Source organism: Roseovarius aestuariivivens, from assembly GCF_004761875.1.
GTDB lineage: Bacteria > Pseudomonadota > Alphaproteobacteria > Rhodobacterales > Rhodobacteraceae > Roseovarius > Roseovarius aestuariivivens.
In genome coordinates this window covers 351,865-378,571 of the sequence record NZ_SJEY01000001.1, presented here as the reverse complement: position 1 = coordinate 378,571, position 26,707 = coordinate 351,865, and the positions used below count along the sequence as shown (strand labels likewise).

Genomic DNA, 26,707 nt, shown 5'->3' with positions numbered 1-26,707 from the left:
GAAGACCGGAGCAGGCAGATGCCCACGTACACGGTAGATTTTTACAATTTCAATCCCGGTGGAGTGATCCCTACCGGCACTGGCAGCACCTTTATCTGGACTGGTCCGTCCACTGCCGACGGCACCGCAACGATCACCGACAACGAGGCCGGCATCGAGGGCCTGACGCTGGATGACGACAGTGCGGGCGGCGAGACCGCGACAGCGGATGTCACGGTCGGCGGCAATACCTCAATCGGCTCGGACGTGGACGCCGAACTCGTCTGGACCCTGCGCGACACGGTGACGGGTCTCACCTTCGAAGTGATCCAGTTCGACGTGGAGAATGGCGCGGCAGCCGGCGATTACCTGCTGTCGGAGGTCCCGCTTGTCTCAGGGCGGACTTACGAAGTCGTGGCCTATGACAGCAACCCCAATGTAACCACCGGCGATCCGGCGTTTTCTTCAGAGGATTACACGGACCTGGAGGTCAGCGGGACGACTGGCGACGACACAATCGACGGGTCCTATGCCGACGACCCCGAGGGCGACGTGGCCGATGGCGGCGATGGCACAGGGCCTACCGGCAATGAGGATACGATCTTTGCCAATGCGGGCAACGACTCGGTCGTGGCGGGGCTGGAGGATGACCTCGTCTATGGCGGCTCTGGGAATGACACGATCCTGGGCGGTGCGGGAAACGATACGATCTGGGGCGACAGCGACCCGCAGGAAGGCGGCACCGTCGGCGGCAGCAACACGGTTGGCAGTTCGTTCACGGTTATCTCGCTCGGCTCCGCGGCGGATGTGGACCCGACCGAGACGAACACCGCGTCGGAAAACGCCGCCGATCTCATCGGCACCTACGGCGGTGCGGGCGATGAGCTTTACCGTAATATTCTGGATGCCCAGACCTTTGACACTGATGGCAGCGGTGCGGTCAACGACGACGACAACGGCGCCACGCCCGAGAACATCGTCATCGACGGCGTCACCTACCAGATCGATTCCGGCCTGGTCTATGACGCCACGGTGACCTTTACCGATGGCAGTTCCGGTGCCTTTACGGCCGTGGTGATCCAGACCACGACCGGCGAAATATTCATGGTGCCGGAGCTGACTAACAACGCGGATAACGCGCTGCTGACCAGCCAGCCGATCGAGTCGATCTCGCTCAACGCTGTGAACAACGATGCCGCTCTGATTGGAGCAAACCGTCTTGACGCGGATTATGCCGTGGGGCCGGGACTGCCTGGTAACGACAGCATCGACGGCGGCGAAGGCGACGACGAAATCTACGGCGAGGGCGGCGACGACACACTTCTTGGCGGGTCAGGCGCGGACACCATCGTTGGCGACAGCGATGCGATTATCCGTATCCAGGGCTCGGCGTCCCTCAACTGGAGCGCGCAGGGCGCGGACGAATCCAGCGTTGCGGGCGGATTCACCCAAAGTACCGGCGATATCGATGTAACGGTCACCTATACGGATGACGGTGGCGGCACCGGTTTTACTATCGAGTCGACCGACACGATCTATACCGAGGCCGGGGAGCCTTTTAACCCTACCTCTTCCGCCGCGCTGGCGGGCGACGGAACAACGACCGACACCTCGACCGTCACCATCGATTTCGATTCCACGAATTCGGATGTGCGCGACGAGGTGGTGAATGTCTCGTTCCGTCTCGACGAGATCGACCAGGGCGGCTGGCGTGATATCATCACGATCAACGCGTTCGACGCCTTCGGCAATCCGGTCGACGTTACGATCACACCTGCAGGCGCCGACACGGTGTCGGGAAATACGATCACAGCCGCCGACGGCGGGTCGAGCTTGCCGGATCCGGAGGGCTCGGCGCTGGTCGAGATCGCGGGGCCGGTGTCGCAAATCGCAATCATCTATCAGAATGGCGGCACCGCCGGTCAGGTCGCCAATATCTCGGATATTCATTTCGACACGATAAGTCTGATTGACGCGGCCGGAAATGACAGCATCGACGGCGGCGCCGACGATGATGTGATCTATGCCAACGGGGGCAATGACACGATTATCGGCGGTTTGGGCGCCGACATGATTTTTGGCGGGCTTGGCGACGACGAGATGTATCTCGCCCAGGGCGACAGCGCCGATGGCGGCGCCGGGGACGATCTTTTCGTGCTGAGCGATCTTGGTGAGGCGGGCGCGGGCACGATCGACATCGTCGGCGGCGAGACCGGCGAGATCGCCGGCGACACTCTGCAACTCACGCCGGATGTCACCTTTGCCGACATCACCTTTACCAATACCGACGACGCCAATGGGGGGCTGTCGGGCAATTTCACGATGGGCGACGGCACGGTCGTCATCTTCTCGGAGATCGAGAATATCATCTGTTTCACGCCCGGCACGCGCATCCTGACGATCCACGGCGAGCGGCCCATCGAGACGCTGCGCCCTGGCGACATGGTGGTGACGCGCGACAGCGGACCGAAACCCATTCGCTGGATCGGGCACCGCACCGTTCCGGGCCGGGGCAAGTTCGCGCCAATCGCGGTCAACTCGACGGTGATGGACGGCGCGCGCCGCCCGCTTCTGGTCTCGCCCCAGCACCGCATTCTTTTCACCGATTACAAGGCGCAGCTTCTGTTCGGCGAAAGCGAGGTGCTGGTGGCCGCGAAGCACCTGGTCGACGGGCGCGACGTGCGGGTCATGGAGCGCGAAAAGGTCACCTATTTCCACATGATGCTGGACCGTCACGAAGTGGTCTATGCCGAGGGCGCCGCGACCGAGAGCTTCCACGCGGGCGATGTGGGTCTTGAGGCGCTGAGCGACCCGTCGCGCGAAGAAATGTTCGCCATCTTCCCCGAGTTGCGCGCAAGCCCCTGGAGCTATGGCCCGACCGCACGGATCTGCCTCAAGCCGCATGAGGCGCGTCTTGTCGCCGCGATGCAGCCGCAGTTGGACCACGCGGCCTGACACGCCGCCGGTCCTCAAACACCCCGAACCCCTGAGGTGACGCCTACGAATTGCAGCTGTTCTGCGCGAATTAACCTCGTCTGAACGCAAGGGCTGTAGAACCACGCGCAGGAAAGAGCAGTGACACGAAACACACCAGAGCTTTGCGAAGGTCGGAGCGTGATGCGCGCATCGCGTCCGCAAGGCTGTGCGCGGGGTGACGCATGACGGTTTACGTCGTCACAACGGCGAACGGGAACGATCCCGCCTTCTGGGCGGCGATCAACGAGAGCGCGGGCGGCCATACGCTCGACTTTTCGGCGCTGCCGCCGAATTTCGACATCGATGTCGACAAGGACACCGGCCGGATCATCCTGTCCGACGGGACGACAAGCTTTACGGTGGGCGAAGCCGGATATGGCGGCGCCTCGGACGCGACGCTGGGCGGCGGCACGCTCTGGGATTTCTTCGAGACGCTGCTGTTCGGAGACGGCGATCAGCGCATCGTCGGCGACGCCGCCGCCGAAACCATCACGACAGGCAGCGGCGCGGACGATATCGACGGCGCCGGGGGCAACGACACGATCGATGCCGGGGCCGGCGCAGACACCGTCGAGGGCGGCGAAGGCAGTGACCTGATTACGGGGGGTGACGGCGACGACCTGTTGACCGACAGCGGCACCGGCGGCGGCAACACCGAAACGATCCATGGCGGCGCCGGCAACGATACGATCGACGCCGGGGCGCGCAGCGACACGGTTTACGGCGGCGATGGCGATGATCTCATTACCGATAGCGGCGGATCCTTTTCGGATGACACGCTTTACGGTGAGGCCGGAAACGACACCATCGACGGGGGAGAGCGGGAAGACCTGATCGACGGCGGATCGGGGAACGACTCTTTGCTTGGGGGCGCCGGCGACGACACCATTCTCGGCGGGACCGGCGCGGATTTCCTGCGGGGCGAGGCCGGGGCCGACAGCCTGGATGGGGGCGACGGCAACGACACGCTGCGCGGCGGCGCCGGAAACGATACGCTGCTTGGCGGCGACGGCATCTCGGATCAGATTTACGGCGGCAGCGGGAATGACCTGATCGATGGCGGCGCCGGGCAGGACGGCGTGTTCATCGACCAGGATGACGGGGTCGATACAATCGATGGCGGCACCAACGATGCCGCCGGGGACTTTCTCGCCTTCGGCGTGGGCCCCTCGCCCGACGGCGTCTCGGTCGTTTTCGGCACGACGCAAGGCAGCGGCAGCTACGCCTATCTGGGCGCGGGCACCGCCAGCGGCACGTTTACGGGCTTTGAACAGGTCTTCGGCACCGGCAACGCCGATGTCATAGACACCTCGGCGGTTCTGTCGGGCTCGCAATATGTGAACGCGAATAGCGGCGACGACACGATGCTGGGCGGCGCCGCAACGGACCTCTTCGAGGGGGGCGACGGGAACGACAGCCTTACGGGCGCGGGCGGCGCGGATATCCTGTGGGGGTCGGCGGGCAACGACACCCTGAGCGGTGGCGCGGGGAACGACACGCTCGACGGTGGCAGCGGCGCGGATTCCATCCTTGGCGGGGACGGTGCGGACTCCATCGATGCCGTGCTCGACAACGACACGGTCTCGGGCGGTGCGGACGCGGATTCAATCCTCGGCAATTTCGGCGATGACCAGATCGCCGGGGATGCCGGCGACGACACGCTGGTGGGCAACGAGGGTGCGGACACCATCCTTGGCGGCGACGGGGCCGATATCGTTTTCGGCGGTCTGGGCGGCGACGCGGATTCGCTGGTTGGGGGCGCGGACGCGGATACGTTCTTTGTCGAGGACGGGTTCGGTGCCGACACGATCGTGGGCGGCGAGACAGTCACCACCGGCAGCGACAGCGACACGCTCGATTTCTCTTTCGCGACGACAAGCATCTCGGCCACCTATTCCGGCAATGAGATCGGCACGGCCACGGACGGCGCCGACACGCTGAGTTTCAGCGAGATCGAAGCTGTCAGGCTTACCGATCAGAACGATACGCTGGATGCGGGTAACGACAGCCTGGGCGTGCTGGTCGAGGGGCTGGACGGCAATGACGTCCTGCGCGGCGGAGCCGGCGATGACACGCTGCTGGGCGGGGACGGTGCGGATCTCTTTCATGTCGGGTACGGCACCTCCACGATCATCGGCGGCGAAGGCGGAACCGACAACGATACGCTGTCCTTCGAGCAGGCCGACGATACTGCCGATATCGTGTTCACCGGCGATGAGGCGGGCACCTATACCGACGATGACGGTGACAGCGGGACCTTTTCGGAGATCGAGGCCTTCACGCTCAGCAATGGCGACGACCGCTTCGACGCCCGCACATCGAGCGCCTCGACGCAAGCCGAGGGCGGGATCGGCAACGATTCTCTGACCGGCGGATCGGGCAATGATACGCTGAGCGGCGGCGCAGGGGCCGATACGATCGAAGGGCGCGGCGGCAATGACAGCATCGACGTGGGCGCCGGTGACGGCGCGGTCGATACGGTGGTCTTTTCCGACGGCGACGGCGCCGATACGGTCTCGGGGTTCGAGGGCACGATCGACAATGGCGACGGCACCTTTACCGGCCAGGACCAGCTTGACCTGTCGGGGCTGACAGACGCGGACGGGATTTCGGTGACCACCGCCGATGTCACGGTGGGCGACGACGGTTTCGGCAATGCGCTGCTGAGTTTTCCGAACGGCGAGACGATCACGCTTGTGGGGATCGCCCCGGCGGAGGTCAGCGACGCGGACGCGCTCGCTGCGATGGGGATCCCTACGGGTGAGTTCATCGTCGAAGGCACCAGTGGGGCCGATACGATCGACGACGGGTATCTGGGCGACCCGGATGGCGACCGCGTGGATGCGGCTGACAATGCCGAGGGTGACAACGACGACGCCATTTTCGGGTTCGGCGGCGATGACAGCATCGCACCGGGCGAAGGGCGCGATACGGTCGACGCGGGCGCAGGCAACGACACCATCGTAAGCGCGGCGGACGACACCGAGACGACACCGGTCGATTACGGTCAGCAGGTCGTCGACACGAATGGCGTGACCAACCTGCGCTTTACCGAGACTGCCGGTACCACGGCGTCGGATTCCATCAGCGCGAATGACGGCACGGCCGGGGCCGGGGTGAACTTCAATACGGCCGGTCTGACGGGAACGGGGTCGGCGGCGGATCTGTCGGGATCGAACAGCGAGATTGTCATTGGAAACGACAATTCGCTCATTCCGCCCGAGGGCACCTATCAAATCTGGGTCAATCCCGACACGCTTGGCGGTTATATCCTCGATACGACGGAGAATTCCGAGGCCGAGGGGATGACGATCATCACCAACGGATCGGGTGACGTCAATCTTGAGTTCTTCGAGGGTGGAAGTTCTGTCACTCTGAGCGCCGCAGGAGCGCTAAGCGTCGGGACCTGGACGCAGATATCGGTGACCTATGGTAACGGCGCTTTGCGGCTATATATCGACGGCGTTCAAGCGGACGGCATTATCACCGGTCTGAGCCTGAGTGGCACCAACAACCAGGTTCTTGGCGCCAAGGACGACGGCGGAGACTACAACAATCACTTCGACGGCCAAATAGATGAATACAGTATTCATGACCGGGCGCTCACCCCGCAGGAGCTGGCGGAGTTCAACGACATCGGCACAAGCGGTGGCCTGACCGACACCACCCCGGACGCCTTCGACGGCGGCGCGGACAGCGACACGGTGGATTACAGCGCCTCGACCGAAGCGGTGGACGTGAATCTTGAGACCGGCACCGGCAGCGGCGGCGCGGCGGAGGGCGACACCTATACCGGAATCGAGAACGTGATCGGCTCGTCCGGGGCGGACACGATCACCGGCGACGGTTTCGCCAACACGTTCGACGGGGGCGGGGGTGCCGACACCCTGTCGGGCGGCGGCGGGGATGACAGCCTGATCGGCGGCGGCGGCGCGGATACGCTTGCTGGCGGCGACGGGGCCGACACCGTCGCCGGAGGAGCCGGCGACGACAGCCTCGACGGGGGCGCGGGAAGTGACGTTCTCGATGGCGGAGAGGGGTCCGACACCGTCGTCGGCGGAAGCGGCAACGATACGATCACGGTCGATCAGGGCGATACCGTCAGCGGGGGAGATGGCGACGATACGTTCCGGCTGCAGGATCTGGACACGACGGGCACCGGCAACGCCGCCATAGATATCGCCGGCGGCGAAGGCGGCGAGACGGCTGGCGACCCGCTGATCCTGACCCCCGATGTCGCCTATAGCGATATCACCTTTACCAATTCAGATCCTGGCGCAGGGGGCGGTCTTTCGGGCAGCTTCACCATGGCCGACGGGACGTCGGTCACCTTCCGGGAGATGGAGAATATCATCTGCTTCACCCCCGGCACGCGCATCCTGACCGGACAGGGCGAGCGCCCGGTCGAGACGCTGCAGATCGGTGACCTGGTGGTGACCCGCGACGAGGGGCTGCGCCCGATCCGATGGATCGGCCGACGCACGGTGCGCGGACGCGGTCGGTTCACGCCGACCCGGGTAGGGGCCCGGGCCGTCGATACGGGGCGCGAGGGGCTTTTGGTGTCGCCGCAGCACCGGATCCTGTTCACCGGCTACCGGGCCGAGCTTCTGTTCGGCGATGCGGAAGTTCTGGTGCCCGCCAAGCATCTGGTCGACGGGCGCGACGTGGTCAAGGAGCCGCGCGATGAGATCACCTATCTTCATCTCATGTTCGACCATCATAAGGTGATCTATGCCGAGGGCATCGCAACGGAAAGCTTTCATGCCGGCGATATGGGGCTGACGGCGATCTCGGCGGCCGCACGCGAGGAGCTGTTCGCGATCTTCTCCGAGCTACGCAGCGCTCCGGGGCATCATCTTGAAACCGCGCGACTTTGCCTAAAGAAGCACGAGGCGCAGCTTTTGATGGAAGCGAACGGGGCCTAGGCCCGCGCGCCGATCCCTTCGAGCCAGGCGTCAAGGGCCTGTTGCAGCGCATCCCAGTCGGTGAACTCGGTATCGGTGTGGGGGTCGATCTTCTGTCCTTTCACAGACGCGATATAGCGCATGGCCCAACCCTTGAAGAAATCGTACTCGGTAAAGCGGAACGCGCCGGCGACCTGCAGCGTGCGGTCCGGCGAAAAGCCGGTCTCGGCGCAGAAGGTTTGCGCGATGCGGTCGAGATCGGCCAGTTCGTCCGGGTCGTCGCCCGCCGCGGCCAGCGATACCGCCAGAAACAGCGCCGGACGGGCCGAGAGCGCCGCGCCGTGGGCGGCAGCGAAGCTGTGCATCTGGGGCTGATAGCGTCCCAGATGCACCGAGGCCGCGAGGATCGCCGCTTCGTAGCGGCCCGGGTCAAGCCCATCGGCGGCGTCGACATCGAGAAGTTCGACCGAGTGACCGCGCCCGGTCAGGTGGTCGGCGCAGAACCGGCAGATGCGCCGGGTCTGGCCTTCGGTCGTGGCATACGCGATGAGAAAGGTCATGGTCGTCCCGCCAGATGAGCCGAGGGATTATAGCACGAAATGAAGCGGGCAAAGCCTGCAGCCTGCTTGGGTCGGGCGGTCAGGCGGATTTCAGCACAGGCGCGCGGCGCCCGGCCTGCCAGGCCCTTGCGGCGTCGCCGAACGCGCCGAAAAGTTTCGCGCTGACCGGGTCCTCGGGCGCCTTCCATTCGGGATGCCATTGCACCGAGAGCGCAAAGCCCGGCGCATCCTTGATATAGATCGCCTCGGGTGTGCCATCGGGTGCGCGGCCATCGATCACCACGCCCCGCCCCGGTTCGACGATACCCTGCCCGTGCAGGGTGTTGGTCATCACCTCGGTCGTGCCCATCAGACGATGGAAAGGACCGCCAGGCGTGAAGGTCACCGGATGGCGCAGCGCGAATTTCTCTTCCAAGGTGCCATCCGGGGGCATGCGGTGGTTATCGCGGCCGGGCAGATCGCGGATTTCGGGGTGAAGCGTGCCGCCCAAGGCGACATTGACCTCCTGAAAGCCGCGGCAAACGCCAAAAAACGGCTGGCCACGCTCAAGGCACGCGCGCACAAGCGGCAGCGCGATGGCGTCGCGGGCGCGGTCGAACGCGCCATGCGCCTCGGTCTCGGCATCGCCGTATTCTTCGGGGTGCACATTGGGCCGCCCACCGGGCAGCAGGAAGCCATCGCATGTGTCCAGCAGCTCCGCGACAGAAACGAAAGCCGGATCCGCGGGGACGATCAGCGGAAGACAGCCCGACGCGTTGGCGATGGCGTCAGAACACATATCGCCGCCGGCGCGCAGCGGGTAGCGCCCTTCCACTTCGTGGCTGTTGCCGAGAATGCCGATGACCGGCCGTATCATGTGATCTCCTTTGCGACACCGCAGTATGTATGCCGCCCTATACATAAGAAAATGTGAAATTGCGCACAATATTTAAGCTCTCCGCGCAGGGTCTATGCACCTGCGGAAACGGCTTGCCGCCTAAAATTGAGGCGCGGGCGGCGGCACGGTAACGTCTGCCTCGGACCGGAACATCCCGGTGCGACGGATGTGCCTGCCGTCAGCACACCCTGCCCGCCCGGGATACCGGTTGGCGGTCACTCGACCACCACCTCGGCGCCGGTGCGCCCGTCGATCTTGACCGCCGCGTCGCGGGGTTCCTGGCCCTTGGCGAACGTCCAGATGATGAGCCCGAGAAACAGCACGGCGGCAAAGGCCATCACGGCGCGCAGCATCGAGATGACAGGCTTGTGCCGATGCAGTTCGGTCTGCGTGTTGGTGTCGGGGGCGGACATATAAGTCTCCTTCATTTCAGTCATTTCGGTCGTTCGATCTCTTGCGGCGCCGGACCCGGCGGGATGCCGCGTTGCAGACAGGGCGTCTTGGCCCTAGGCTTTCGCCGAATGCGCAACACGGGAGACGCCGGGCATGAAAGACGCCGCGCCGCAGACGATTTATCTCGCGGACTACACGCCGCCACCGTACCTGGTGGACAAGGTTCATCTGACCTTCAGGCTGGACCCTGAAAAAACACGCGTTATCAGTAAGATAGACTTCCGTCCCAATCCGGCGTCACAAAGCCGTGACTTCTTTTTGCACGGCGAGGACCTGCGGCTTATTCGGGCGGCGGTGAACGGCGCAGAGATCACGCCCGAGATCGACGCGCAGGGTCTGCGCTGTGACGTGCCCGAGGGGCCGTTCACCTTTGAGGCGGAGGTCGAGATCAACCCGTCGGCCAACACCGCGCTGGAAGGGCTTTACATGTCCTCGGGCATGTATTGCACCCAATGCGAAGCCGAGGGGTTTCGCAAGATCACCTATTATCCCGACCGCCCCGACGTGATGGCGCCCTTTGACGTGCGGATCGAGGGCGATCTGCCGGTGCTGTTGTCGAATGGCAATCCGGGCGACGCGGGCGAAGGCTTTGCGGAATGGCATGACCCCTGGCCCAAACCGGCCTACCTCTTTGCGCTGGTGGCCGGAGAGCTGGTCAATCATCCAGGACAGTTCACCACCAAGTCGGGCAAAGACGTGGAGCTGAACATCTGGGTGCGGCCCGGGGACGAGGGCAAATGCGCCTGGGGCATGGAAAGCCTGATCGCGTCGATGAAATGGGACGAAGAGGTTTATGGCCGGGAATACGATCTCGACCTTTTCAACATCGTCGCCGTCGACGATTTCAACATGGGCGCGATGGAGAACAAGGGGTTGAACATCTTCAATTCTTCCTGCGTTCTGGCCAGCCCCGAGACCAGCACGGATGCCAATTTCGAGCGGATCGAGGCGATCATCGCCCATGAATATTTCCACAACTGGACCGGCAACCGCATCACCTGCCGCGACTGGTTCCAGCTCTGCCTCAAGGAAGGGCTGACGGTCTTTCGCGATTCCGAGTTCACGTCGGACATGCGCTCGGAGCCGGTCAAGCGGATCTCGGACGTCATCGCGCTGCGCGCGCGGCAGTTCCGCGAGGATAACGGCCCGCTGGCGCATCCGGTGCGCCCGCAAAGCTTTGTCGAGATCAATAATTTCTACACCGCGACCGTCTATGAAAAGGGGGCGGAGCTTATCCGGATGCTCAAGATCCTTGTGGGCGACGACGGCTACAAGGCCGCGCTCGATCTCTATTTCGAGCGTCATGACGGGGATGCGGCGACGATCGAGGACTGGCTGAAGGTGTTCGAGGACGCCACGGGGCGCGATCTGAGCCAGTTCAAGCGCTGGTACGAGGATGCGGGCACGCCGCGCCTCAAGGTTTCGGAACGGTGGGAGGACGGCACCTTTACCCTGGAATTCGAGCAGATGACGCCGCCCACGCCGGGACAGGACGACAAACCGCCGCGCGTGATCCCCATTGCCGTGGGGCTGATCGGACCCAATGGCGACGAAGTGCGGGACACCCAGGTGCTGGAAATGACCGAGGCGCGGCAGAGCTTTCGGTTCGAGGGTCTGGGCGCGCGGCCTATACCGTCGATCCTGCGCGGCTTTTCCGCCCCGGTGATCCTGGAGCGTGAGACCTCGGACGCCGAGCGGGCCTTTCTGCTGGCCCATGACACCGACCCCTTCAACAAGTGGGAGGCCGGGCGCGCGCTGGCCCGGGCGGGGCTTTTGCGGATGATCCGCGACAGCGCGCCTGCGGACGAGGCGTTTCTCGACGCGATCCTCGCTATGGTGCAGGACGAAAGCCTTGATCCGGCGTTCCGCGCGCTGGCGCTGGGCCTGCCCAGCCAGGACGACCTCGCGCAGGTGCTGCACGATGCGGGCGACACGCCCGACCCGCAGGCGATCTGGGAAGCGCTGGAAACGCTGCGCCACGCCATGGCCGAAAAGATGCAGGACGTGGCGATGCGGCTTTACGCGCAGTTCCAGGTGACCGAGGCTTATCGTCCCGACGCCGCGCAGTCGGGCGCGCGGGCACTGGCCAACGCGGCGCTGGGGATAATCACGCGGCTGGATGGGGGCGCGGCGGCGCAGGCGCAGTACGATGCGGCAGGCAACATGACCCAGCAACTGGCGGCGTTTTCCTGCCTTTTGCAGGCCGAGCGCGGTGCGGCGGCGACAGAGGCCTTTTACGACCAGTGGAAGGACGACCGGCTGGTGATGGACAAGTGGTTCATGCTGCAGATCGTGCAAGCGACGCCCGACAAGGCCGCGGAGGTGACCGAGCATCTGACCCGGCACCCCGACTTCACCATGAAAAACCCCAACCGGTTCCGCGCCACGCTGGGGGCGCTGGCGATGAATTCGGCGGGATTTCACCATGTGTCAGGGCGCGGGTATGCCCTCTTGGCGGATTGGCTGATCAAGCTCGATCCGCTCAATCCGCAGACCACGGCGCGAATGAGCACGGCCTTCGAGACGTGGAAGCGCTACGATGCCGGACGGCAGGCGCAGATCGGGGCGGAACTGGACCGGATTCTTGCCTCGCCCGGGCTCAGCCGCGACACGACCGAAATGGTCAGCCGCATACGGGGCGCCTAGCCTCTTTCGGGGCGCGGACGCGGCCGGACCGAGGAGAGCGGCTTGCAATAGGTCTGCTTGCGGGTCCACGCCATCATGTCCCGGCGCTTGCGGCTGTTGTGCAGCGGGCCCCAGTCGGCCGCGACGCCGCGCATGCCGCGCGATACCACGCCGTCGCGCGTGACGGTGCGGGCCATGATCCTGAGGGCGCAGCTTAGATTGTCGGGTGCGTGCTTGAGCGCATCGCCGCTGCGTGCGCGACAGCCATAGCCGCGCGCTGTCGAGGGCTGGATCTGGGTCAGGCCGAACCAGCGCCCGCCCCCGCCCACGGCGTGGCTGCGATAGGTGCTTTCATGTTTGACCAGCGCCGACAGGAAACCCACCCAGAAAGCGCGGCGCTGTGCCGGTGAGGCCGAAGGATAGGCCGGGCACCATTCGGCGATGTCGCGCGGCACGGTGGCGGGCAGCGCGCGTCCGTGTTCCTTGAGCGCGGACAGCGCCGCGCGGGTCCAGAGCCGTGAGCCCGGCACATGTTCCCAGCGGGTGCGAGGCAGGTTGGCCTCGCGCCCGGGCGGGGTGAGCGGAGCCATCTCCGGCGCGTCGCCGGTCGCAAGGACCGGCACGGGCAGGACAAGCAGCGCAAGAAAAAGAGCGATCCGCAGCATCGCGCCATCATGCGCCGGTTTCGCCGGTTAATCAATCTGTCCGGATCGTGGGCGAAATTCCCCCGAGTCTCCGCAGGCTTGCCGCTTTTTGGCCGGAAAGGCGGACCAGAACGGAAGCAGTAAGTCAAAGAGTAGGCAGTATGCCAAAGATATCCTCCTCATCCTCTGCCCGCGGGCGCGGCGTGCCCGGATTGCGCGCGCTCCTGCGTGGCAAGGCGCGGCGGGCCGACGCGGCCGCTGTGCGTCAGCTGCCGCGAGAGGATATCGACGCATTGGCCAAGCGGGTGATCCTGCCGTCCCTGCCCGTCTCGGACGAGGAAATGGCGCGCGCCACCCATCAGGACCGCGGCCAGAAACTGGCCCGGCAGGAACTTTGGGGCGAATTGTCGGCGAAAATCCGCTATGCGGATGGGGCGCGGCTGGCCACACCGGGGGGCGAGACGGCGTCGCTTCTGCTGGCTTTCGGCGCCCGGAGCGACGTGGTTTGCTCGGCCGAGGACGCGCTGCATGACGGCGCGGTGCCGCATCCGGGTGGCCTGGACGCGCTGGAAGAGATCCTGGAAGATTTCCCCGACGATTACGCAACCGCGCTGATCGTCGCGCTGGCGCATGTGGATACGGGCTGGGCCTGGCGCAATATCGTGGGCCGCGACGATCCCGAGACGGCCGCATCGCGCTGCGCTGCCCATGTGGCGCGCGCCGAGGCGATCCTGAATCCGTTCGAAGGCTACGACCTGGACGCGCCATCGCTTCTGGCGGCGCGCTGTGCGCTCGATGCCGCCTGCGACCGGCGCGCACGACGCCTGCCGGCCGATTACGAAGCGCTACTCCGGCTGGATCCGGACGGGCACCGGCACATGCGCGCGCTTGGGCGGCATATTCTGCCGGCCTATGCCGGCGGGCTGAAGGCGCTGGAGGTTGAGGCGCGCAAGGCCGTGGTGCTGACCGAAGCGCAGTGGGGCGCGGGCGGCTATGCCTGGGTCTATTTCGACGCGCTGGCACTCGACAAGCGCGCGCTCGACCTGCTGGACCCGGAGTTCTTCGTCGAAGGTCTGCGCGATATCGTGGCGCGCAAGCAGGACCAGCATATCATCAATCTGCTGACCGCCTTTTGCGCGATCACCATGGCGCCGGGCGGGCGCGACGAGGTTCTGACCCCGCAGGCCGATGCCGCGCGCGCCGAGGTGCATGACTGTCTTGACTGGCTGTTGCAGGATCATCTGCAGGAACTTCACCCGCTCATCTGGTCGCAGATGCTTCTGGCGCCGGGTCATGCGCCCTTTTTGCCGTCACGCCGCGCGCTGGTGGCAAAGGGCCGTCAGACCGCGCTGCGCATCATCGCCGCGCGCTTTGCCAACCAGATCGCCGACGGCAGTTCCATCGCCTTCTCGCAACAGGGCATGTACCGACTGCCCGCGCTCTAGACCTCTCCAACCTCTGTGTAGTCGTCTGGTATGTTCGGCTGGGGATAGTCGCGCTTTGTGCCCTTGCGCGGAAAGACCGAGGCGTGAAGCCTTGCGCCTTCGGGCACATGGCGCCGCTCGAAGAGCGGCAGGTAGAAGCCGAAAAAGGTCTTGCGCCCGGTCAGCGCGTAGCGGGATTTCCAGCGCGGGATATACTCCAGCAGCGCCCAGCCCCATGTCATCGACTCGTTGCGCGGGGCAAGAGCATCGGGCCCGACATATTTGCCATCCTCGCCCTGCCCCAGCACGATGCGGTTGATCGTGCGTGTCTTGTAGCGCAGCCCGAGGGTCTCGGTTTCGTCGATCAGCCATTTGAGCGGATACTTGGCGAGCTGGCTGACCTTCTCGGGATAGCCGCCGCCGACATCGCCATGCACGCCCGAGAACCAGACCTCGTCCACGTCCTGAGGCAAAATCTTGTCGTCGCCGGGTTTGAACGGCCCACCCCAGTACTCCTCTCCCTGCGGCCAGGGTGTAGGCAGGAACATCGACCGGCGGTCATCAAGGCCCAAGGCGTGGCGCACCGATTGCACGGACGGATTTTTCGACGTGTAGGGATGCCCCCGCACCATCGGCCCGAACCGGCCCCATTCGATGACCGAAGCGACGGTATCAAAGAGCCCCAGACAGCGGATCGCGGAGCGGCGCGCGCGCAGCATCCGCTCGAACAGGCGCACCTCGGCAAAGGGGCCCTTGTCGGGAGCGCGGGCGTCTGTCTCGTCCGGGCCATCGATCTTTCCTACGTTCTTGTAGGCGCGATAGGCGTAATCCAGCAGGTTGAGGTTTTCACGCTCCATCAGCCCCACCGCGTGGATAAAGCCCGCAAGCACCCGCGCCGTGTAGGCCCCGCGCGAAAAGCCGAAGATGTAGATCTGATCGGGCTCTTCATCCTCGCCCTCGTCGCGCTTGCCGTCATCGTAGTGTTCGACGAGAAAGCGGTAGGTCTCTTTCACGTTGGCATCGAGGCCCCAGCCGGTGGCCAGCCCCCAGATTTCGAGCGCCCGACGGTAATAGTAGGACCAGGCATTCGCGGCGCCGAATGTGCCGACGCCCGGATCGTAGAACACCAGTTGTCCGGCGTCCTTCTTGAGGCATCCGTAAAGCCGGAGCACGTTGGTACGGTTATGCGCGACCTCGTTCGAGGTGCCGTCGCAGAGCAATACGATATTCTTGGGCATGAGGGGCCTCCGGGAAATCTGATGGTTGAAACATGGCAACTGGAATTCCCGTCATGATAGCCCCAGCAGGGCCATCCCGCCAAGTCGGGGAAACCTGCCTCAGCCGCCCGGGGCGAAACTGCTGCCCCATGCATGCAGGGCGCGGATCACCGGGCGCAGCGCCTCGCCCGCCTCGGTCAGGTGATATTCCGCGCGGGGCGGGTTTTTGGAGTATTGCCGACGTTCGAGAATACCCGCGCCTTCCAGCTTTTTGAGACGGGCCGAAAGCGTGTTCGGCGACGCCTCGAGCACATCCTGAAGGTCCTGAAAGCGGCGCGGACCTTCGAGAAAGAATTCCCGCAGGATCAGGATCGACCATTGGTCGCCCATGGCGTTCGTCGCGTGCATCACGGGGCAGTTTTCGCGGGGCTTGCCGGTCATGACCTCACTATACCGAGAGCGTTCAAAATGTGAATTGACTCCTATTACTATAGTTACTACGAAATTCGTATTCTATCACTTTGAGGAGTTTCCCCATGCTCGACTTGTTCTTTCTTGGCTATGTGCATGCCTTTCTGGTGGGCCTGCCCGTTTTCGCGCTGCTTCTGGTGCAGTCCGGCGCGCACGCGGCGGGGCTTTCGCCCGAGCGGCGGATCGCGGCGCTGACCATCGTGACGATCACGCTTGCCGTATGCGCCGCCGCTTCGATGGCGTTGTCGCGTGCCGATATCTTCAATGTTCCCGCCACCCTGACCGATCCGCCCTATGTTCTGCTGGTGCTCTTTGGCGGCGCGGGCGCGATCTGGGCGGCGGCGCGGCGGACGGACACCGGGCGACGCATCACCGATCACCTGGACGACGGCGCGATCATCGCCTTCCAGATCCCGCGCATGATGGGCGCGCTTTTCCTTCTTGCGTGGGCCGCAGGTGCGGTTCCGTGGCAATTCGCCCTGCCCGCTGGACTGGGCGATATCTGGGCCGGGGTTGCCGCCTGGCAAGCGTGTCGCGCGCATCGCGCGGGTGCTGCCAATGCGCGTCGCCTGACGATCCGCGCCAACGTGATCGGGATGGTAGATTTCGCCGTCGCGGTACTGGCCGGGATCATGACATCCGAAGGCTTCGCGCATCTGATGGCCCATGACGCGCCCAACATCATCAACCTGCATCCGCTGGCGATGTTCCCGGGCTTCTTCGTGCCGCTCTTTCTCGGATTCCACCTGATCTCGGTGTCGCGCCTGCGGCAGGGCGCGGTCCCGGTCGCTCAGCCGGCCTGACCACGTGCGCGGGCAAGGGCCAACCGCCCCTTGCCCGCGCCGGGGGCTTGGCCTAGAACCGCGCGGGAAAGCCATGACGGAGCGCCTTCGATGCTGGACCTGACCTATGAGACCCCGAAACCCAAGGTGATCGCCGGGGCCAAGCATGACTGGGAACTGGTGATCGGCATGGAGGTCCATGCGCAGGTCGCCTCGAACGCCAAGCTTTTCTCCGGCGCCTCAACCGAGTTCGGGCAGGAGCCCAATTCGAACGTTGCCTTCGTGGACGCCGCCATGCCCGGCATGCTGCCGGTGATCAACGAATTCTGCGTGGAACAGGCGGTGCGCACCGGGCTGGGCCTCAAGGCCGAAATCAATCTCTGGTCGGCGTTTGACCGCAAGAACTATTTCTATCCCGACCTGCCGCAGGGCTATCAGATCAGCCAGCTTTACCACCCGATCGTCGGCGAGGGCGAAATCCTTGTGGACATGGAGCCCGGTATCGCACGCAAGGTGCGGATCGAGCGTATTCACATGGAGCAGGACGCGGGCAAGTCGATCCACGACATGGACCCGGCGATGAGCTTTGTCGATCTCAACCGCACCGGCGTCTGCCTGATGGAGATCGTCAGCCGCCCCGACATTCGCGGCCCCGAAGAGGCGGCGGCCTATGTGACCAAGCTGCGCCAGATCCTGCGCTACCTTGGTACCTGTGACGGCAACATGCAGAACGGCAATCTGCGCGCGGACGTGAACGTGTCGGTCTGCCGGCCCGGCGCCTATGAGAAGTATCAGGAGACGCAGGATTTCAGCCATCTCGGCACGCGCTGCGAGATCAAGAACATGAACTCCATGCGGTTTATCCAGGCCGCCATCGACTATGAGGCGCGCCGCCAGATCGGCATTCTGGAATCGGGCGGTTCGGTGGTGCAGGAAACCCGGCTTTATGACCCGGACAAGGGCGAGACGCGCTCGATGCGGTCCAAGGAAGAGGCGCATGATTACCGCTACTTCCCCGATCCCGACCTCCTGCCGCTCACGATCGAGCAGGACTGGGTGGATGCGATTAAGGCCTCCCTGCCCGAGTTGCCCGACGAGAAGAAGGCGCGCTTTGTCGCGGACTATGGCGTGACGGAATATGATGCCAGCGTGCTCACCGCCGATCAGGATCTTGCGCAGTATTTCGAGGACTCCGTCGGCGGCGGCGACGGCAAGAAGACTGCCAATTGGATCATTAACGAGGTGCTGGGCCGCGCCAACAAAGCCGAGCTGAGCGCGCGGGAGATCGCCGCGCCAGAGGTCAACGCCGCCATTCTGGCCATGGTCGCGCGAGACGAGATCTCGACCAAGATCGCCAAGGACGTTCTGGAAATCCACATCGAGACCGGCGACGCGCCCGACAAGATCGTCGAGGATCGCGGCCTAAAACAGGTCACTGATACCGGCGCCATCGAGACTGCTGTGGACCAGATCATCGCCGACAATCCCGCCCAGGTGGAAAAGGCGCAGTCGAACCCCAAGCTTGCCGGCTGGTTCGTGGGTCAGGTGATGAAGGCCACGGGCGGCACCGCGAACCCCAAGGCTGTCAACGAGATCGTGCAGAAAAAGCTGGGCCTCTGACGCTCTTTAGCCGGTCACAGATATTCTACGGAGTGCGGCGATGCTGATGCATCGCGTGGCTAGGTCTTGCGCCTTATCCCGATCGACCGGCCGAGATCCTCGCGCAACGGGAAATCTGACGTGCGCGCGTACATCGCCTCGACCGCCTTTACGCGCGCCTCGGGCATCGGCGCCACCTTCGGGCCACGCGTGTCCACGTGCAGCGCCAGGCTTTCGCCCGTGGCCGCGACCCAGCCGTCCGCGTGGATCATCTCCTGGAAGAAATGAAAGCGCTTTTCGTCGAAATCCACCATCCGGAAGGAACAGCGCACCTGATCACCGAGCTTTAGCTCGCGCAGGTAGCGGATATGGAACTCGGCGGTATAGGTGGTGAAGCCGGTGGCCTCGATATAGGCCGGGCCGAACCCCATCGCCTCATAGGCCTCGTCCGCGCAGCGATCGAAGAGCACGGTATAATAGCCCATGTTCATGTGGCCGTTGTAATCGATCCAGCCCTGCTCGACCTCGTGCAGCCCGGACAGGAATAGCGCATCCGTCGTCATGAGCCCCTTATGCCCCAGCCCGGCCGCCCTGCCAAGGCGGCGGCGCGGCCGAAAGACCTTTACGACCCTATCAGACCAATTTATACCAATAGGGCGAAATTGGTATGGTGGCGATGGGACAGATCAGCGACGACAGCGACACCGGGATCGTCTATTCCCAGCCCATCGGCGCGACGGTGCAGATCGTCGTCGACACGCTTTTCGCGCGCATCAAGTCCGAAACCTATCCGCGCGACACGCGCCTGCCGTCCGAACGCACGCTGGCGGCCGAGCTTGGCGTGGCGCGCAACACGGTGCGCGAGGCGCTCGACGTGCTGGAAAGCCAGCAGGTGATCCGCCGCCGCGCGGGCTCGGGCAGTTTCGTCACCTACCGCTCCGCGCCGCGCGCCGAGGCCGATGCCGGTGCCCTGGCCGAGGAAACCAGCCCGCTCGATCATCTCGTGGTGCGCGGCATCCTGGAGCCCGAGATCGTCCGGCTCGCGGTGGTGAACATGACGCCGCGCATGATCACCGGGCTGAGCGAAACCCTGTCGCAGATCGAGGCCGTCAGCACAGACGCCGACGCTTTTATCGCGCTGGAAGAACAGCTATACCTGCAGATCGCCGAGGGCACCGGCAATCCGCTTCTGGCGTCCTGCTACCGGCTTACGGTCGAGACCTACCGGCAGGGCTTTCGCACCGAGCTGCGCCGCCGCAACCTGACGCCCAAGCGCATGCAGGCTTATCAGAAACGCTATAACACCCTCTACAACGCCATCGCATCTCGCGATGTGGCGCAGGCGGTGGAGTTCATCAAGCTGCATCTCGTGGAAGAACAAAAGCTGCTGCTGCAGGACGATTGAGCCGCAGTTTCCTTTGTTCCCTTAAGCTGCGCAGACGCGCGACCATAGCGTCGGCAACGAGTACAAGCCGGGCAAGCCTATTGCGGCATGTCTACCGGTATTCCCAGAACTGCAGCATAGCCATCGCCGGCGGCATTGCCCAGCACGCCATCCGCGACATTGACCACATCCGTGAAGCCCGCCTCGCGCAGGGCCATCGCGGCCGCGCGAGAGCGGACGCCCAACGAGCAGATGACGGCGACGGGGCGCGTCTTGCCGCCAAGCGCCTCGCTCACGGTCTCCGCGAACGCTGCGCGGTCGAGTTCGCTGATGGAGAGGGGATCGTAGCCGTCGACGCCGTAAACGATGGTCTCCACCGAAGCACGTCCCAGATCGGCCCATGCCCGCTCGGTCGGACCACGGACATCGATCAGCACCCGACCGTCCGTCTTGAGCAGGCTTTTCGCGAGCCAAGATTCACCGGTGTCGTGGATCCCCAGAAACGCCTCGGATTCACAGACATTGTAGCCAAACTGATCGCAGATCGGTCCCATCTCGCGACCATCCGTGTATCGCCCTGACTGTATGGTTTGCGCGTTTTCCGCGAGATGCACCACGAGCGCCGCGAATATCTCGGTCTCATTTGCAGGTGGCGCGGACTCGGTCTGACTTCGCGACGGATCTGCAACCGATATCGCAAGGATCAGCGATGCAAGAAGCGAAGTCTTCGGAAATCTCACGATCAATAATCCCCTGTCGGCAAGGCCCATTTCGCCTGCTTGAAACGCGGGCAACCGGACCATCAAGAAGCGGAAACGCCGCGTACGGAATGACATATGAATATCACGCGATCATCGGCGCATGGCGCGGGGCCAAGTGGAATTCAAACACGCCGCGACGACGCCTTGTAACACCTGTCGCCTTCGACAAGCCGCCTTAAAACCGAGATGATCGTACCACTTTTGGGCTTTCATCACAATTTGGGCCGCGTTTATCCGTGGTGGGATCGACCGGCGTGGGCGCGAGACCGGAACGCACGGCGTCAGCCGATCGACCGCGCCCCCAATTCCGGGGCGGGGCCGGTCAGGCGCTGGTGCCAGAGCTGGCCGAGCGCCTCCATCTCGGCCCGCAAAAGCGGTTCGTGCCGGCGCAGCCAGTCGGGCACTGAGCCGAACTCGGCCACCCGGGCGCGTCCGCTTTGGATAATGACCACCGGCCAGTCGCCTACCAGCGCATTTGCGATCCCGAAGAGATCCTCACCCCACCATTCCGCCGCGCCGAAGGCGTGGGTCACCTGCCCCAGTTGTTTCATCGCCGCCAGCACGGTCGCCGGCTGGACCGAATCGGCCTTTTCCACGGCAGCGTGCCAGATATCGAGAATGGCCGCGTACTCCCAGCTGACCGCCGTCCAGCTTCCGGGGTAGGCGCGCTGGTATTCTTCGTAAAACACCTTGGGCTGATTGAAGAAAAAGGCCTTTTCGGCCAGCGCCGGATCGTCGAAATCCGGGAACTGGAAGGTGACCCCTTCCATGAACTTAGCGCCCAGCTTGTCGACCAGCGTTTCGTAATGGTCGAGCGTGCAGGACAGGATCCGTCCGTCAAAGCCCTGTGCGTGGGCGTATTCGGTCATCGCGTGGACCATGGGCGTGTAGGAGGTACACCAGCACAGCAGATCCGGCGCGGCGTCCAGCATGGGCTGCACCACCTCACCCGCGGGCGCACCCTCGGCGGGGTATTGCACCTCGGCCACGATCTCGAGGCCCGCCGCCTTGAAGGCGGCGCGGTAGGTGGCGAGCGACGGCAGGCCCATGCCGTCCTGCTGGGCGCAAAGCGCCACCCGGCGCAGGCCGGGCTGCGTGCGCGCCAGCCAGTCGACACCTGTGACGACGTAGACGGGATGCACCTCGGACGGGGCGATGAGAAAGGGGGAATCGGGCGACAGGTCCGACGGTAGCAGCGTCGAGGTCAGGATCCGCCGCGACATCAGATCGTCGGCCACCGCCGCGAAGGAATCGCCGCCCAGCATCAACATCAGCTTGATGTCATGCGCCTGCAGGAGGCGCGCCGCGCCCTGCCGGGCGGATTCCGCCGTCGGCCCGCAGGTCTCGGCGTGAATGGCGATCGGATAGCGCCGCCCGCCGATCAGGACCCCACCCGCGCGATTGACCCACCGCTCCCAGATACGGCAGCCGTGCAGACCCGGGCGCCCCCAGCTTTCGGCCTGGCCGGACAGTGGCGCGAGAAAACCGATATCGACCTTTTCGGCCATGCCGACCGAAAGCCGGGGCATGGCCCCCGATATGGCCAGTCTCTGGGCAAAACTGGAGGTTTGCATGCGGGCTCCGGTGAGAGGGTGCAGGAATTTGTTGACAGACTGGTTCAGGCTTTGGCTTAATTAAAGGAACCAAAAGTACCAAAGTCAATTATTTGGTTCATACCAATCAGGGAGAAAAGCTTATGTCCAAGAAGAAAGTGGCCGTGATCGGCGCAGGCCCATCCGGATTGGCGCAATTGCGCGCCTTCCAGTCCGCCAAGCAGAAGGGCGAAGACATTCCAGACGTGGTCTGCTTTGAGAAACAGTCGGATTGGGGTGGGCTTTGGAACTACACCTGGCGTACCGGCGTAGATGCCGCCGGCGAGCCCTGCCACGGGTCGATGTACCGGTACCTGTGGTCGAACGGCCCCAAGGAGGGCCTGGAGTTCGCCGACTACACCTTCGACGAGCATTTCGGCCGCGAGATCGCAAGCTATCCGCCGCGCGCCGTGCTGTTCGATTACATCGAAGGCCGGGTGAAGAAGGCGGGCGTGCGCGACTGGATCCGGTTCAACAACGTGGTGCGCGACGTGCGCTATGACGACGCGACGGGCAAGTTCACCGTCACCGCGCGAGACACCAAGGCCGACAAGGAAACCGTGGAAGACTATGATCACGTGATCGTCGCAACAGGCCATTTCTCGACCCCGAACGTGCCTCACTACCCGGGCTTCGAAACCTTCAACGGGCGCATCCTGCACGCCCATGACTTCCGCGATGCCCGTGAATTCACCGACAAGGATATTCTCATTCTCGGAACGTCATATTCCGCCGAGGATATCGGCAGCCAGTGCTGGAAGTACGGCTGCAAGTCCGTCACGGTCGCGCATCGCACCGCGCCGATGGGCTATGACTGGCCCGACAACTGGAAGGAGGTGCCCGCGTTGGTGAAGGTCGAGGGGCGCACCGCGCATTTCAAGGACGGCACTACCAAGGACGTCGACGCCATCATTCTGTGCACCGGTTACAAGCATCACTTCCCCTTCCTGCCCGACGACCTGCGGCTCAAGACCGCGAACCGGCTGGCGGCGGCGGATCTCTACAAAGGGGTCGTCTGGAACCACAATCCCAAGATGTTCTACCTCGGCATGCAGGACCAGTGGTTCACCTTCAACATGTTCGACGCGCAAGCCTGGTGGGTGCGCGACTGCATAATGGGCAAGATCGCCCTGCCCGATCAGGCCACGATGGAGGCCGACCCCAAGGCCCGCGAGGCCGCCGAGGACGCGCTGGAGGACGATTACGGCTGCATCAAGTACCAGGGCGATTACGTGCAGGAACTGATCGATGAGACGGATTACCCGAGCTTTGACGTCGATGCCGCTTGTCAGGCGTTCTACGAGTGGAAGAAGCACAAGAAGAAGAACATCATGGAGTTCCGCAACCACGGCTACACCTCGCCCATGACCGGCAAGAAGGCCCCGCCGCACCACACCCCGTGGAAGGATGCGATGGACGACAGCCTGGAGAGTTATCTGCAGACGTGAACCGGCGGTCTTTCCCGATCGCTTTTGCCCCGGTCGCGCGTCTCCCCTGCGGCCGGGGCTTTTTTATTGGCGCAGCGTGCCGATGCAACCCGGGACCGACGGATCAGAGGCCCGAGGATATCGGCGCGAGAAAGCCGTGGATCGCGTCGACCCTGTCGGCGATCCGGGCCCCGGTGGTTTCAAGGTCAGGGGACGGCTTGCCCGCACGAGGCCACGCCGCCGTGACCGTCAGATGCGCGTGGATCGCCAACGCCGGCATGTCACAGCGGGCGGCATCGCAATAGACGGTGAGCGGGCCAAGCCCCAGAAACGGCGACACAACCTGACAACTGAGCGTGCCTGCGTCCGGTTGCTGGACGCACAGAAACCGCACGCCCCGCGCCACGCGGGTCCCGGTCTCTGTCAGCGCCCCGTGGTGTTGCGCGGCGGCCTTTTCCGCCGTGGCGACGGCGTCAGGCATGCGCGTGATCCGCAACAGCTCAAGGCCCGTCGCCGCGGGATAATACTCGATCCGCGACACGACCGGGATGGGGTTGCCGCGCCCGTCTTTCGACGTTTCGGCCACGTGCATGCAAAGCGCGCGGTCGCGCAAAAGCAGGGTCTGGCCGTCGAAATCCTCGGCCCGGAAAACCACGCCGCCGCGATGCAGGCGCGCATCCCCGGCGCGCAGCCCGAAATCGACGAAACGAAAAAAAGTGGGGCAATCCTGTGTCTGCGCTTGCGCTTGCGCCACGCCCGCCGACAGACCAATCAGCCAGAGCGCGAGCGTGATGAACCTGCTGCCTGCGCCCATGTCGTCACCCGGTCTTGACGGCTATGCCCATACGCGCCGCGCGGCGGCCCGGATCCTCGCGCCCGATGGAGCGGCAGAGGATCATCACCGGCAAGAGGCCGAACGCGACCAGCACCAGCGACGGCATCGCCGCCTCGGACAGGCGTTCGTCCGCGGCCAGGCGGTGGGCCTGCACGGCCAGCGTCTGGAAGTTGAAGGGATGCAGAATGAGCGTGGCGGGCAGTTCCTTCATCACGTCGACGAAGACGATAAGCAGCGCGGTCAGCACCGAATTGCGTGCCACCGGCAGGTGCACCCGCCACAAAAGCTTGGGTCCCGGCTGGCCCAGCGACCGACCGATGGAATCGAAATGTCCCGGCACTGTGGCCATGCCGCTGTCATAGGCATTGAGTGCGGCGGCCATGAAGCGCGCCATATAGGCCACCACCATTAGCCAGATCGAACCGGTGATCAAAAGCCCGGTGTCGATGCCGAACCTCGCCTCCATCACGTCGTCGATCAAGTTGTCGAGCGCCGCCATGGGCACCATCAGCCCGACCGCGATCACCCCGCCCGGAATGGCGTAGCCGAGGCCCGCTCCGATCACCATGAGCTTCGAGCTGCGCGAAGGCCGGGTGCGGGCCCGAAAACCGATGAGGATCGCGCCCATGACGGTCAGGACCGCCGCGACCGCACCGAGCAGCACCGAATTCTGCATCAGGCCCAGATAGCGCGCCGAGAAAAGATCCTGCCCCGATCCGATGGCCATGGTTCCCAACATGATTACCGGAATGACGAAGCCCAAAAGCACCGGCGCAAGGCACAGCGCGGAGGCAAGTGCCCCCTGCAGCCCGGTGAGGCGCGGCTTTTCCATCGTCTCGAAGCGCGCGCCGCGCCCGGCCGTGCGCGCGCGGCCGCGCTGCGCGCGTTCCAGCCCAGCGACCAGAAGCGCGAAGAAGAGCAGACAAAGCGACAGCTGCGCCGCCGCCGCCCGGTCGCCCAGTGAAAACCACGCCTGATAGATGCCGGTGGCGAAGGTCTGAACGTTGAAGAAAGCCACGGTGCCGTAGTCGGCGATGGTTTCCATGACCGCCAGAAGCGCGCCGCCTGCGATGGCGGGCCGGGCCATGGGCAGCGCCACGCGGCGGAAGGCCTGCATCGGCGAGCGCCCCAGCGTGCGCGCCACCAGAAAGGCGTTCGAGGATTGCTGCCGGAACGACGCCCGCGCAAGCAGGTAGACGTATGGATAAAGCACGATGGTCAGCATCAGCGCAGCCCCCGAGAGGCTGCGGATTTCGGGGAACCAGTAGTCGCGCGGGCCCCAACCCGTCACCTCGCGCAGAAAGGTCTGCACCGGGCCGGGATGATCGAGCAGGTAGGTATAAGCGTAGGCCAACACATAGGCCGGGAAGGCAAGCGGCAAGGCCAGCGCGATTTCCAGCCAGCGATGCCCCGGAAAGCGATAGACCGTAACCAGCCATGCCGTGACCGAGCCAATCACGGCGGTCGAAAACCCAACGACCAGCACGAGAATGAGGGTCGTGCGGGTGTAGCGCGGAAGGACAGAGGACAGCACATCGCGCCAGGTCTGCAGATCGCCGGTAAAGGCCGACAGTGCGGCGGCGAGGATCGGCGCGACGCAGATCGCGACGAAGATCCAGGCCAGGCGATGCAGCAGCGTCTCGGACATGGGCGCGGGTCTTTCCCCCGGGTAGTGGCGGGTCAAGGCCTCTGGCTGCCACATCCGGGGACAAGATGCCAGTCAAATCCTGACAAAAACGCTGCGGCAAAGCGCGTCGTCCGGTGCACGCCGGGCTACTTGGTCAGCAACAGCTTGCCCGTGCGGGTGATGAGCAGGGTGTAGACCTGACCGTCAAGCGTGATCCGCGCTGTGGCGGCGCCCCCGGTGAGGGCCCGGGCATCAAGTGGGTCGGTGTCGGCGACAAGCCGGGGTTCGTACTTGGTTTGCGCGCGGATCATGGCCGCCGCTCCGACAGCGTGTCGAAAAGCCGGTCGAGAAGTATGTCCATGTCGAAGCCGCCGAACGCACGGCTAAGCAAGTCTTCCCGCAAAAAGGCGGCGTGTGGGCAAGGCCGGGTGCGCCGGCCAGGTTCCGTCATCTCAGGCGGCATCTTCATTGTTTTCGCTCCTCGGGATGTTTCAGTCGCTGGCTGGCCGGGACGGCTTGCTGATAGTTATATTATTCCTGACTTTTTTTGTCGTCTTTGTCAATACGCCT

The 26,707-nt window shown here is 64.3% G+C and carries 21 protein-coding genes; 8 read left to right on the top strand and 13 right to left on the bottom strand.

Features of this window, described 5'->3' with window-relative positions; all coding sequences use genetic code 11:
• The first annotated feature begins 18 nt into the window (after positions 1–18).
• Entirely contained in the window at positions 19–2,934 is a 2,916-nt protein-coding gene (locus tag EZV60_RS01790; RefSeq protein WP_135501535.1) for a Hint domain-containing protein, read from the top strand.
• A 203-nt stretch (positions 2,935–3,137) separates the two neighbouring features.
• Complete coding sequence (locus tag EZV60_RS01785) at positions 3,138–7,880, top strand: Hint domain-containing protein (RefSeq protein WP_135501533.1); 4,743 nt, start codon at positions 3,138–3,140, stop codon at positions 7,878–7,880.
• Here the strand turns inward: EZV60_RS01785 and EZV60_RS01780 are convergent.
• The 3 genes from EZV60_RS01780 to EZV60_RS01770 all read right to left on the bottom strand — a co-directional run bounded on the left by EZV60_RS01780 (position 7,877) and on the right by EZV60_RS01770 (position 9,709).
• Positions 7,877–8,419, bottom strand: a complete 543-nt coding sequence (locus EZV60_RS01780) for a flavodoxin domain-containing protein (protein ID WP_135501531.1) — start codon at positions 8,417–8,419, stop codon at positions 7,877–7,879. The genes EZV60_RS01785 and EZV60_RS01780 overlap by 4 nt on opposite strands.
• A gap of 79 nt (positions 8,420–8,498) precedes the next feature.
• Positions 8,499–9,275 (bottom strand): gamma-glutamyl-gamma-aminobutyrate hydrolase family protein, encoded by a 777-nt coding sequence (locus tag EZV60_RS01775; RefSeq protein ID WP_135501530.1) that lies wholly within the window; start codon positions 9,273–9,275, stop codon positions 8,499–8,501.
• A 236-nt stretch (positions 9,276–9,511) separates the two neighbouring features.
• On the bottom strand, positions 9,512–9,709 hold the full coding sequence (locus tag EZV60_RS01770) for a hypothetical protein (protein ID WP_135501528.1): 198 nt from the start codon (positions 9,707–9,709) through the stop codon (positions 9,512–9,514).
• 133 nt (positions 9,710–9,842) lie between these two features.
• Between EZV60_RS01770 and pepN the strand changes: the two genes are divergently transcribed.
• Positions 9,843–12,395: an aminopeptidase N gene (gene pepN / locus EZV60_RS01765; protein WP_135501526.1), complete on the top strand. Its 2,553-nt coding sequence runs from the start codon at positions 9,843–9,845 to the stop codon at positions 12,393–12,395.
• Here the strand turns inward: pepN and EZV60_RS01760 are convergent.
• Positions 12,392–13,039 (bottom strand): transglycosylase SLT domain-containing protein, encoded by a 648-nt coding sequence (locus EZV60_RS01760; RefSeq protein WP_135501524.1) that lies wholly within the window; start codon positions 13,037–13,039, stop codon positions 12,392–12,394. The two genes, pepN and EZV60_RS01760, sit on opposite strands and share 4 nt — an antisense overlap.
• A 140-nt stretch (positions 13,040–13,179) precedes the next feature.
• On the opposite strand from EZV60_RS01760, the gene EZV60_RS01755 reads away from it, so the two are divergent.
• Positions 13,180–14,463: a hypothetical protein gene (locus EZV60_RS01755; protein WP_135501522.1), complete on the top strand. Its 1,284-nt coding sequence runs from the start codon at positions 13,180–13,182 to the stop codon at positions 14,461–14,463.
• Here the strand turns inward: EZV60_RS01755 and EZV60_RS01750 are convergent.
• Positions 14,460–15,680, bottom strand: a complete 1,221-nt coding sequence (locus EZV60_RS01750; RefSeq protein ID WP_135501520.1) for a T6SS phospholipase effector Tle1-like catalytic domain-containing protein — start codon at positions 15,678–15,680, stop codon at positions 14,460–14,462. The genes EZV60_RS01755 and EZV60_RS01750 overlap by 4 nt on opposite strands.
• Positions 15,681–15,779: 99 nt before the next feature.
• Positions 15,780–16,100 carry a winged helix-turn-helix transcriptional regulator gene (locus EZV60_RS01745; RefSeq protein ID WP_135501518.1) on the bottom strand — a complete coding sequence of 107 codons (321 nt, stop codon included), beginning with the start codon at positions 16,098–16,100 and terminating at the stop codon, positions 15,780–15,782.
• A gap of 95 nt (positions 16,101–16,195) precedes the next feature.
• Here EZV60_RS01745 and EZV60_RS01740 point away from each other — a divergent pair, with 95 nt between their 5' ends.
• Together EZV60_RS01740 and gatB are read left to right on the top strand one after the other, a co-directional pair.
• Positions 16,196–16,933, top strand: a complete 738-nt coding sequence (locus EZV60_RS01740; RefSeq protein ID WP_135501516.1) for a hypothetical protein — start codon at positions 16,196–16,198, stop codon at positions 16,931–16,933.
• A 90-nt stretch (positions 16,934–17,023) separates the two neighbouring features.
• Positions 17,024–18,532 (top strand): Asp-tRNA(Asn)/Glu-tRNA(Gln) amidotransferase subunit GatB, encoded by a 1,509-nt coding sequence (gene gatB, locus EZV60_RS01735; RefSeq protein WP_135501514.1) that lies wholly within the window; start codon positions 17,024–17,026, stop codon positions 18,530–18,532.
• A gap of 59 nt (positions 18,533–18,591) precedes the next feature.
• On the opposite strand, the gene EZV60_RS01730 is transcribed toward gatB, so the two are convergent.
• Positions 18,592–19,074, bottom strand: a complete 483-nt coding sequence (locus tag EZV60_RS01730) for a thioesterase family protein (RefSeq protein ID WP_135501512.1) — start codon at positions 19,072–19,074, stop codon at positions 18,592–18,594.
• Positions 19,075–19,187: 113 nt separating this feature from the next.
• Here EZV60_RS01730 and EZV60_RS01725 point away from each other — a divergent pair, with 113 nt between their 5' ends.
• On the top strand, positions 19,188–19,916 hold the full coding sequence (locus EZV60_RS01725; protein WP_135501510.1) for a FadR/GntR family transcriptional regulator: 729 nt from the start codon (positions 19,188–19,190) through the stop codon (positions 19,914–19,916).
• Between the two features lie 77 nt (positions 19,917–19,993).
• Here EZV60_RS01725 and EZV60_RS01720 read toward each other — a convergent pair whose 3' ends face one another.
• Positions 19,994–20,635: a rhodanese-like domain-containing protein gene (locus tag EZV60_RS01720; protein ID WP_167853435.1), complete on the bottom strand. Its 642-nt coding sequence runs from the start codon at positions 20,633–20,635 to the stop codon at positions 19,994–19,996.
• Positions 20,636–20,937: 302 nt separating this feature from the next.
• A complete protein-coding gene (locus EZV60_RS01715) occupies positions 20,938–22,230 on the bottom strand; it encodes an ABC transporter substrate-binding protein (RefSeq protein ID WP_135501506.1) in 1,293 nt (430 codons plus the stop codon).
• A 122-nt stretch (positions 22,231–22,352) separates the two neighbouring features.
• On the opposite strand from EZV60_RS01715, the gene EZV60_RS01710 reads away from it, so the two are divergent.
• The gene (locus EZV60_RS01710) at positions 22,353–23,696 is read left to right on the top strand and encodes a flavin-containing monooxygenase (RefSeq protein ID WP_135501504.1); all 1,344 of its coding nucleotides are present in this window, start codon (positions 22,353–22,355) and stop codon (positions 23,694–23,696) included.
• Positions 23,697–23,799: 103 nt separating this feature from the next.
• On the opposite strand, the gene EZV60_RS01705 is transcribed toward EZV60_RS01710, so the two are convergent.
• The 4 genes from EZV60_RS01705 to EZV60_RS18970 form a co-directional block, all read right to left on the bottom strand.
• The gene (locus tag EZV60_RS01705) at positions 23,800–24,489 is read right to left on the bottom strand and encodes a hypothetical protein (protein WP_135501502.1); all 690 of its coding nucleotides are present in this window, start codon (positions 24,487–24,489) and stop codon (positions 23,800–23,802) included.
• 4 nt (positions 24,490–24,493) lie between these two features.
• Entirely contained in the window at positions 24,494–26,158 is a 1,665-nt protein-coding gene (locus EZV60_RS01700; RefSeq protein WP_135501500.1) for an ABC transporter permease, read from the bottom strand.
• A gap of 125 nt (positions 26,159–26,283) precedes the next feature.
• Positions 26,284–26,448: a hemin uptake protein HemP gene (gene hemP / locus EZV60_RS01695; RefSeq protein WP_135501498.1), complete on the bottom strand. Its 165-nt coding sequence runs from the start codon at positions 26,446–26,448 to the stop codon at positions 26,284–26,286.
• On the bottom strand, positions 26,445–26,606 hold the full coding sequence (locus EZV60_RS18970) for a hypothetical protein (protein ID WP_167853434.1): 162 nt from the start codon (positions 26,604–26,606) through the stop codon (positions 26,445–26,447). The genes hemP and EZV60_RS18970 overlap by 4 nt, the downstream gene beginning before the upstream one ends.
• Positions 26,607–26,707 lie beyond the last annotated feature (101 nt).

Coding starts and splice junctions, on each gene's coding strand:
- EZV60_RS01755 (WP_135501522.1), top strand. CDS start 13,180: ATGCCAAAGATATCCTCCTCATCCTCTGCCCGCGGGCGCGGCGTGCCC.
- EZV60_RS01770 (WP_135501528.1), bottom strand. CDS start 9,709: ATGTCCGCCCCCGACACCAACACGCAGACCGAACTGCATCGGCACAAG.
- EZV60_RS01725 (WP_135501510.1), top strand. CDS start 19,188: ATGGGACAGATCAGCGACGACAGCGACACCGGGATCGTCTATTCCCAG.
- EZV60_RS01750 (WP_135501520.1), bottom strand. CDS start 15,680: ATGCCCAAGAATATCGTATTGCTCTGCGACGGCACCTCGAACGAGGTC.
- EZV60_RS18970 (WP_167853434.1), bottom strand. CDS start 26,606: ATGAAGATGCCGCCTGAGATGACGGAACCTGGCCGGCGCACCCGGCCT.
- EZV60_RS01760 (WP_135501524.1), bottom strand. CDS start 13,039: ATGCTGCGGATCGCTCTTTTTCTTGCGCTGCTTGTCCTGCCCGTGCCG.
- gatB (WP_135501514.1), top strand. CDS start 17,024: ATGCTGGACCTGACCTATGAGACCCCGAAACCCAAGGTGATCGCCGGG.
- EZV60_RS01790 (WP_135501535.1), top strand. CDS start 19: ATGCCCACGTACACGGTAGATTTTTACAATTTCAATCCCGGTGGAGTG.
- EZV60_RS01785 (WP_135501533.1), top strand. CDS start 3,138: ATGACGGTTTACGTCGTCACAACGGCGAACGGGAACGATCCCGCCTTC.
- EZV60_RS01740 (WP_135501516.1), top strand. CDS start 16,196: ATGCTCGACTTGTTCTTTCTTGGCTATGTGCATGCCTTTCTGGTGGGC.
- EZV60_RS01780 (WP_135501531.1), bottom strand. CDS start 8,419: ATGACCTTTCTCATCGCGTATGCCACGACCGAAGGCCAGACCCGGCGC.
- EZV60_RS01730 (WP_135501512.1), bottom strand. CDS start 19,074: ATGACGACGGATGCGCTATTCCTGTCCGGGCTGCACGAGGTCGAGCAG.
- EZV60_RS01705 (WP_135501502.1), bottom strand. CDS start 24,489: ATGGGCGCAGGCAGCAGGTTCATCACGCTCGCGCTCTGGCTGATTGGT.
- hemP (WP_135501498.1), bottom strand. CDS start 26,448: ATGATCCGCGCGCAAACCAAGTACGAACCCCGGCTTGTCGCCGACACC.
- EZV60_RS01710 (WP_135501504.1), top strand. CDS start 22,353: ATGTCCAAGAAGAAAGTGGCCGTGATCGGCGCAGGCCCATCCGGATTG.
- pepN (WP_135501526.1), top strand. CDS start 9,843: ATGAAAGACGCCGCGCCGCAGACGATTTATCTCGCGGACTACACGCCG.
- EZV60_RS01745 (WP_135501518.1), bottom strand. CDS start 16,100: ATGACCGGCAAGCCCCGCGAAAACTGCCCCGTGATGCACGCGACGAAC.
- EZV60_RS01700 (WP_135501500.1), bottom strand. CDS start 26,158: ATGTCCGAGACGCTGCTGCATCGCCTGGCCTGGATCTTCGTCGCGATC.
- EZV60_RS01715 (WP_135501506.1), bottom strand. CDS start 22,230: ATGCAAACCTCCAGTTTTGCCCAGAGACTGGCCATATCGGGGGCCATG.
- EZV60_RS01775 (WP_135501530.1), bottom strand. CDS start 9,275: ATGATACGGCCGGTCATCGGCATTCTCGGCAACAGCCACGAAGTGGAA.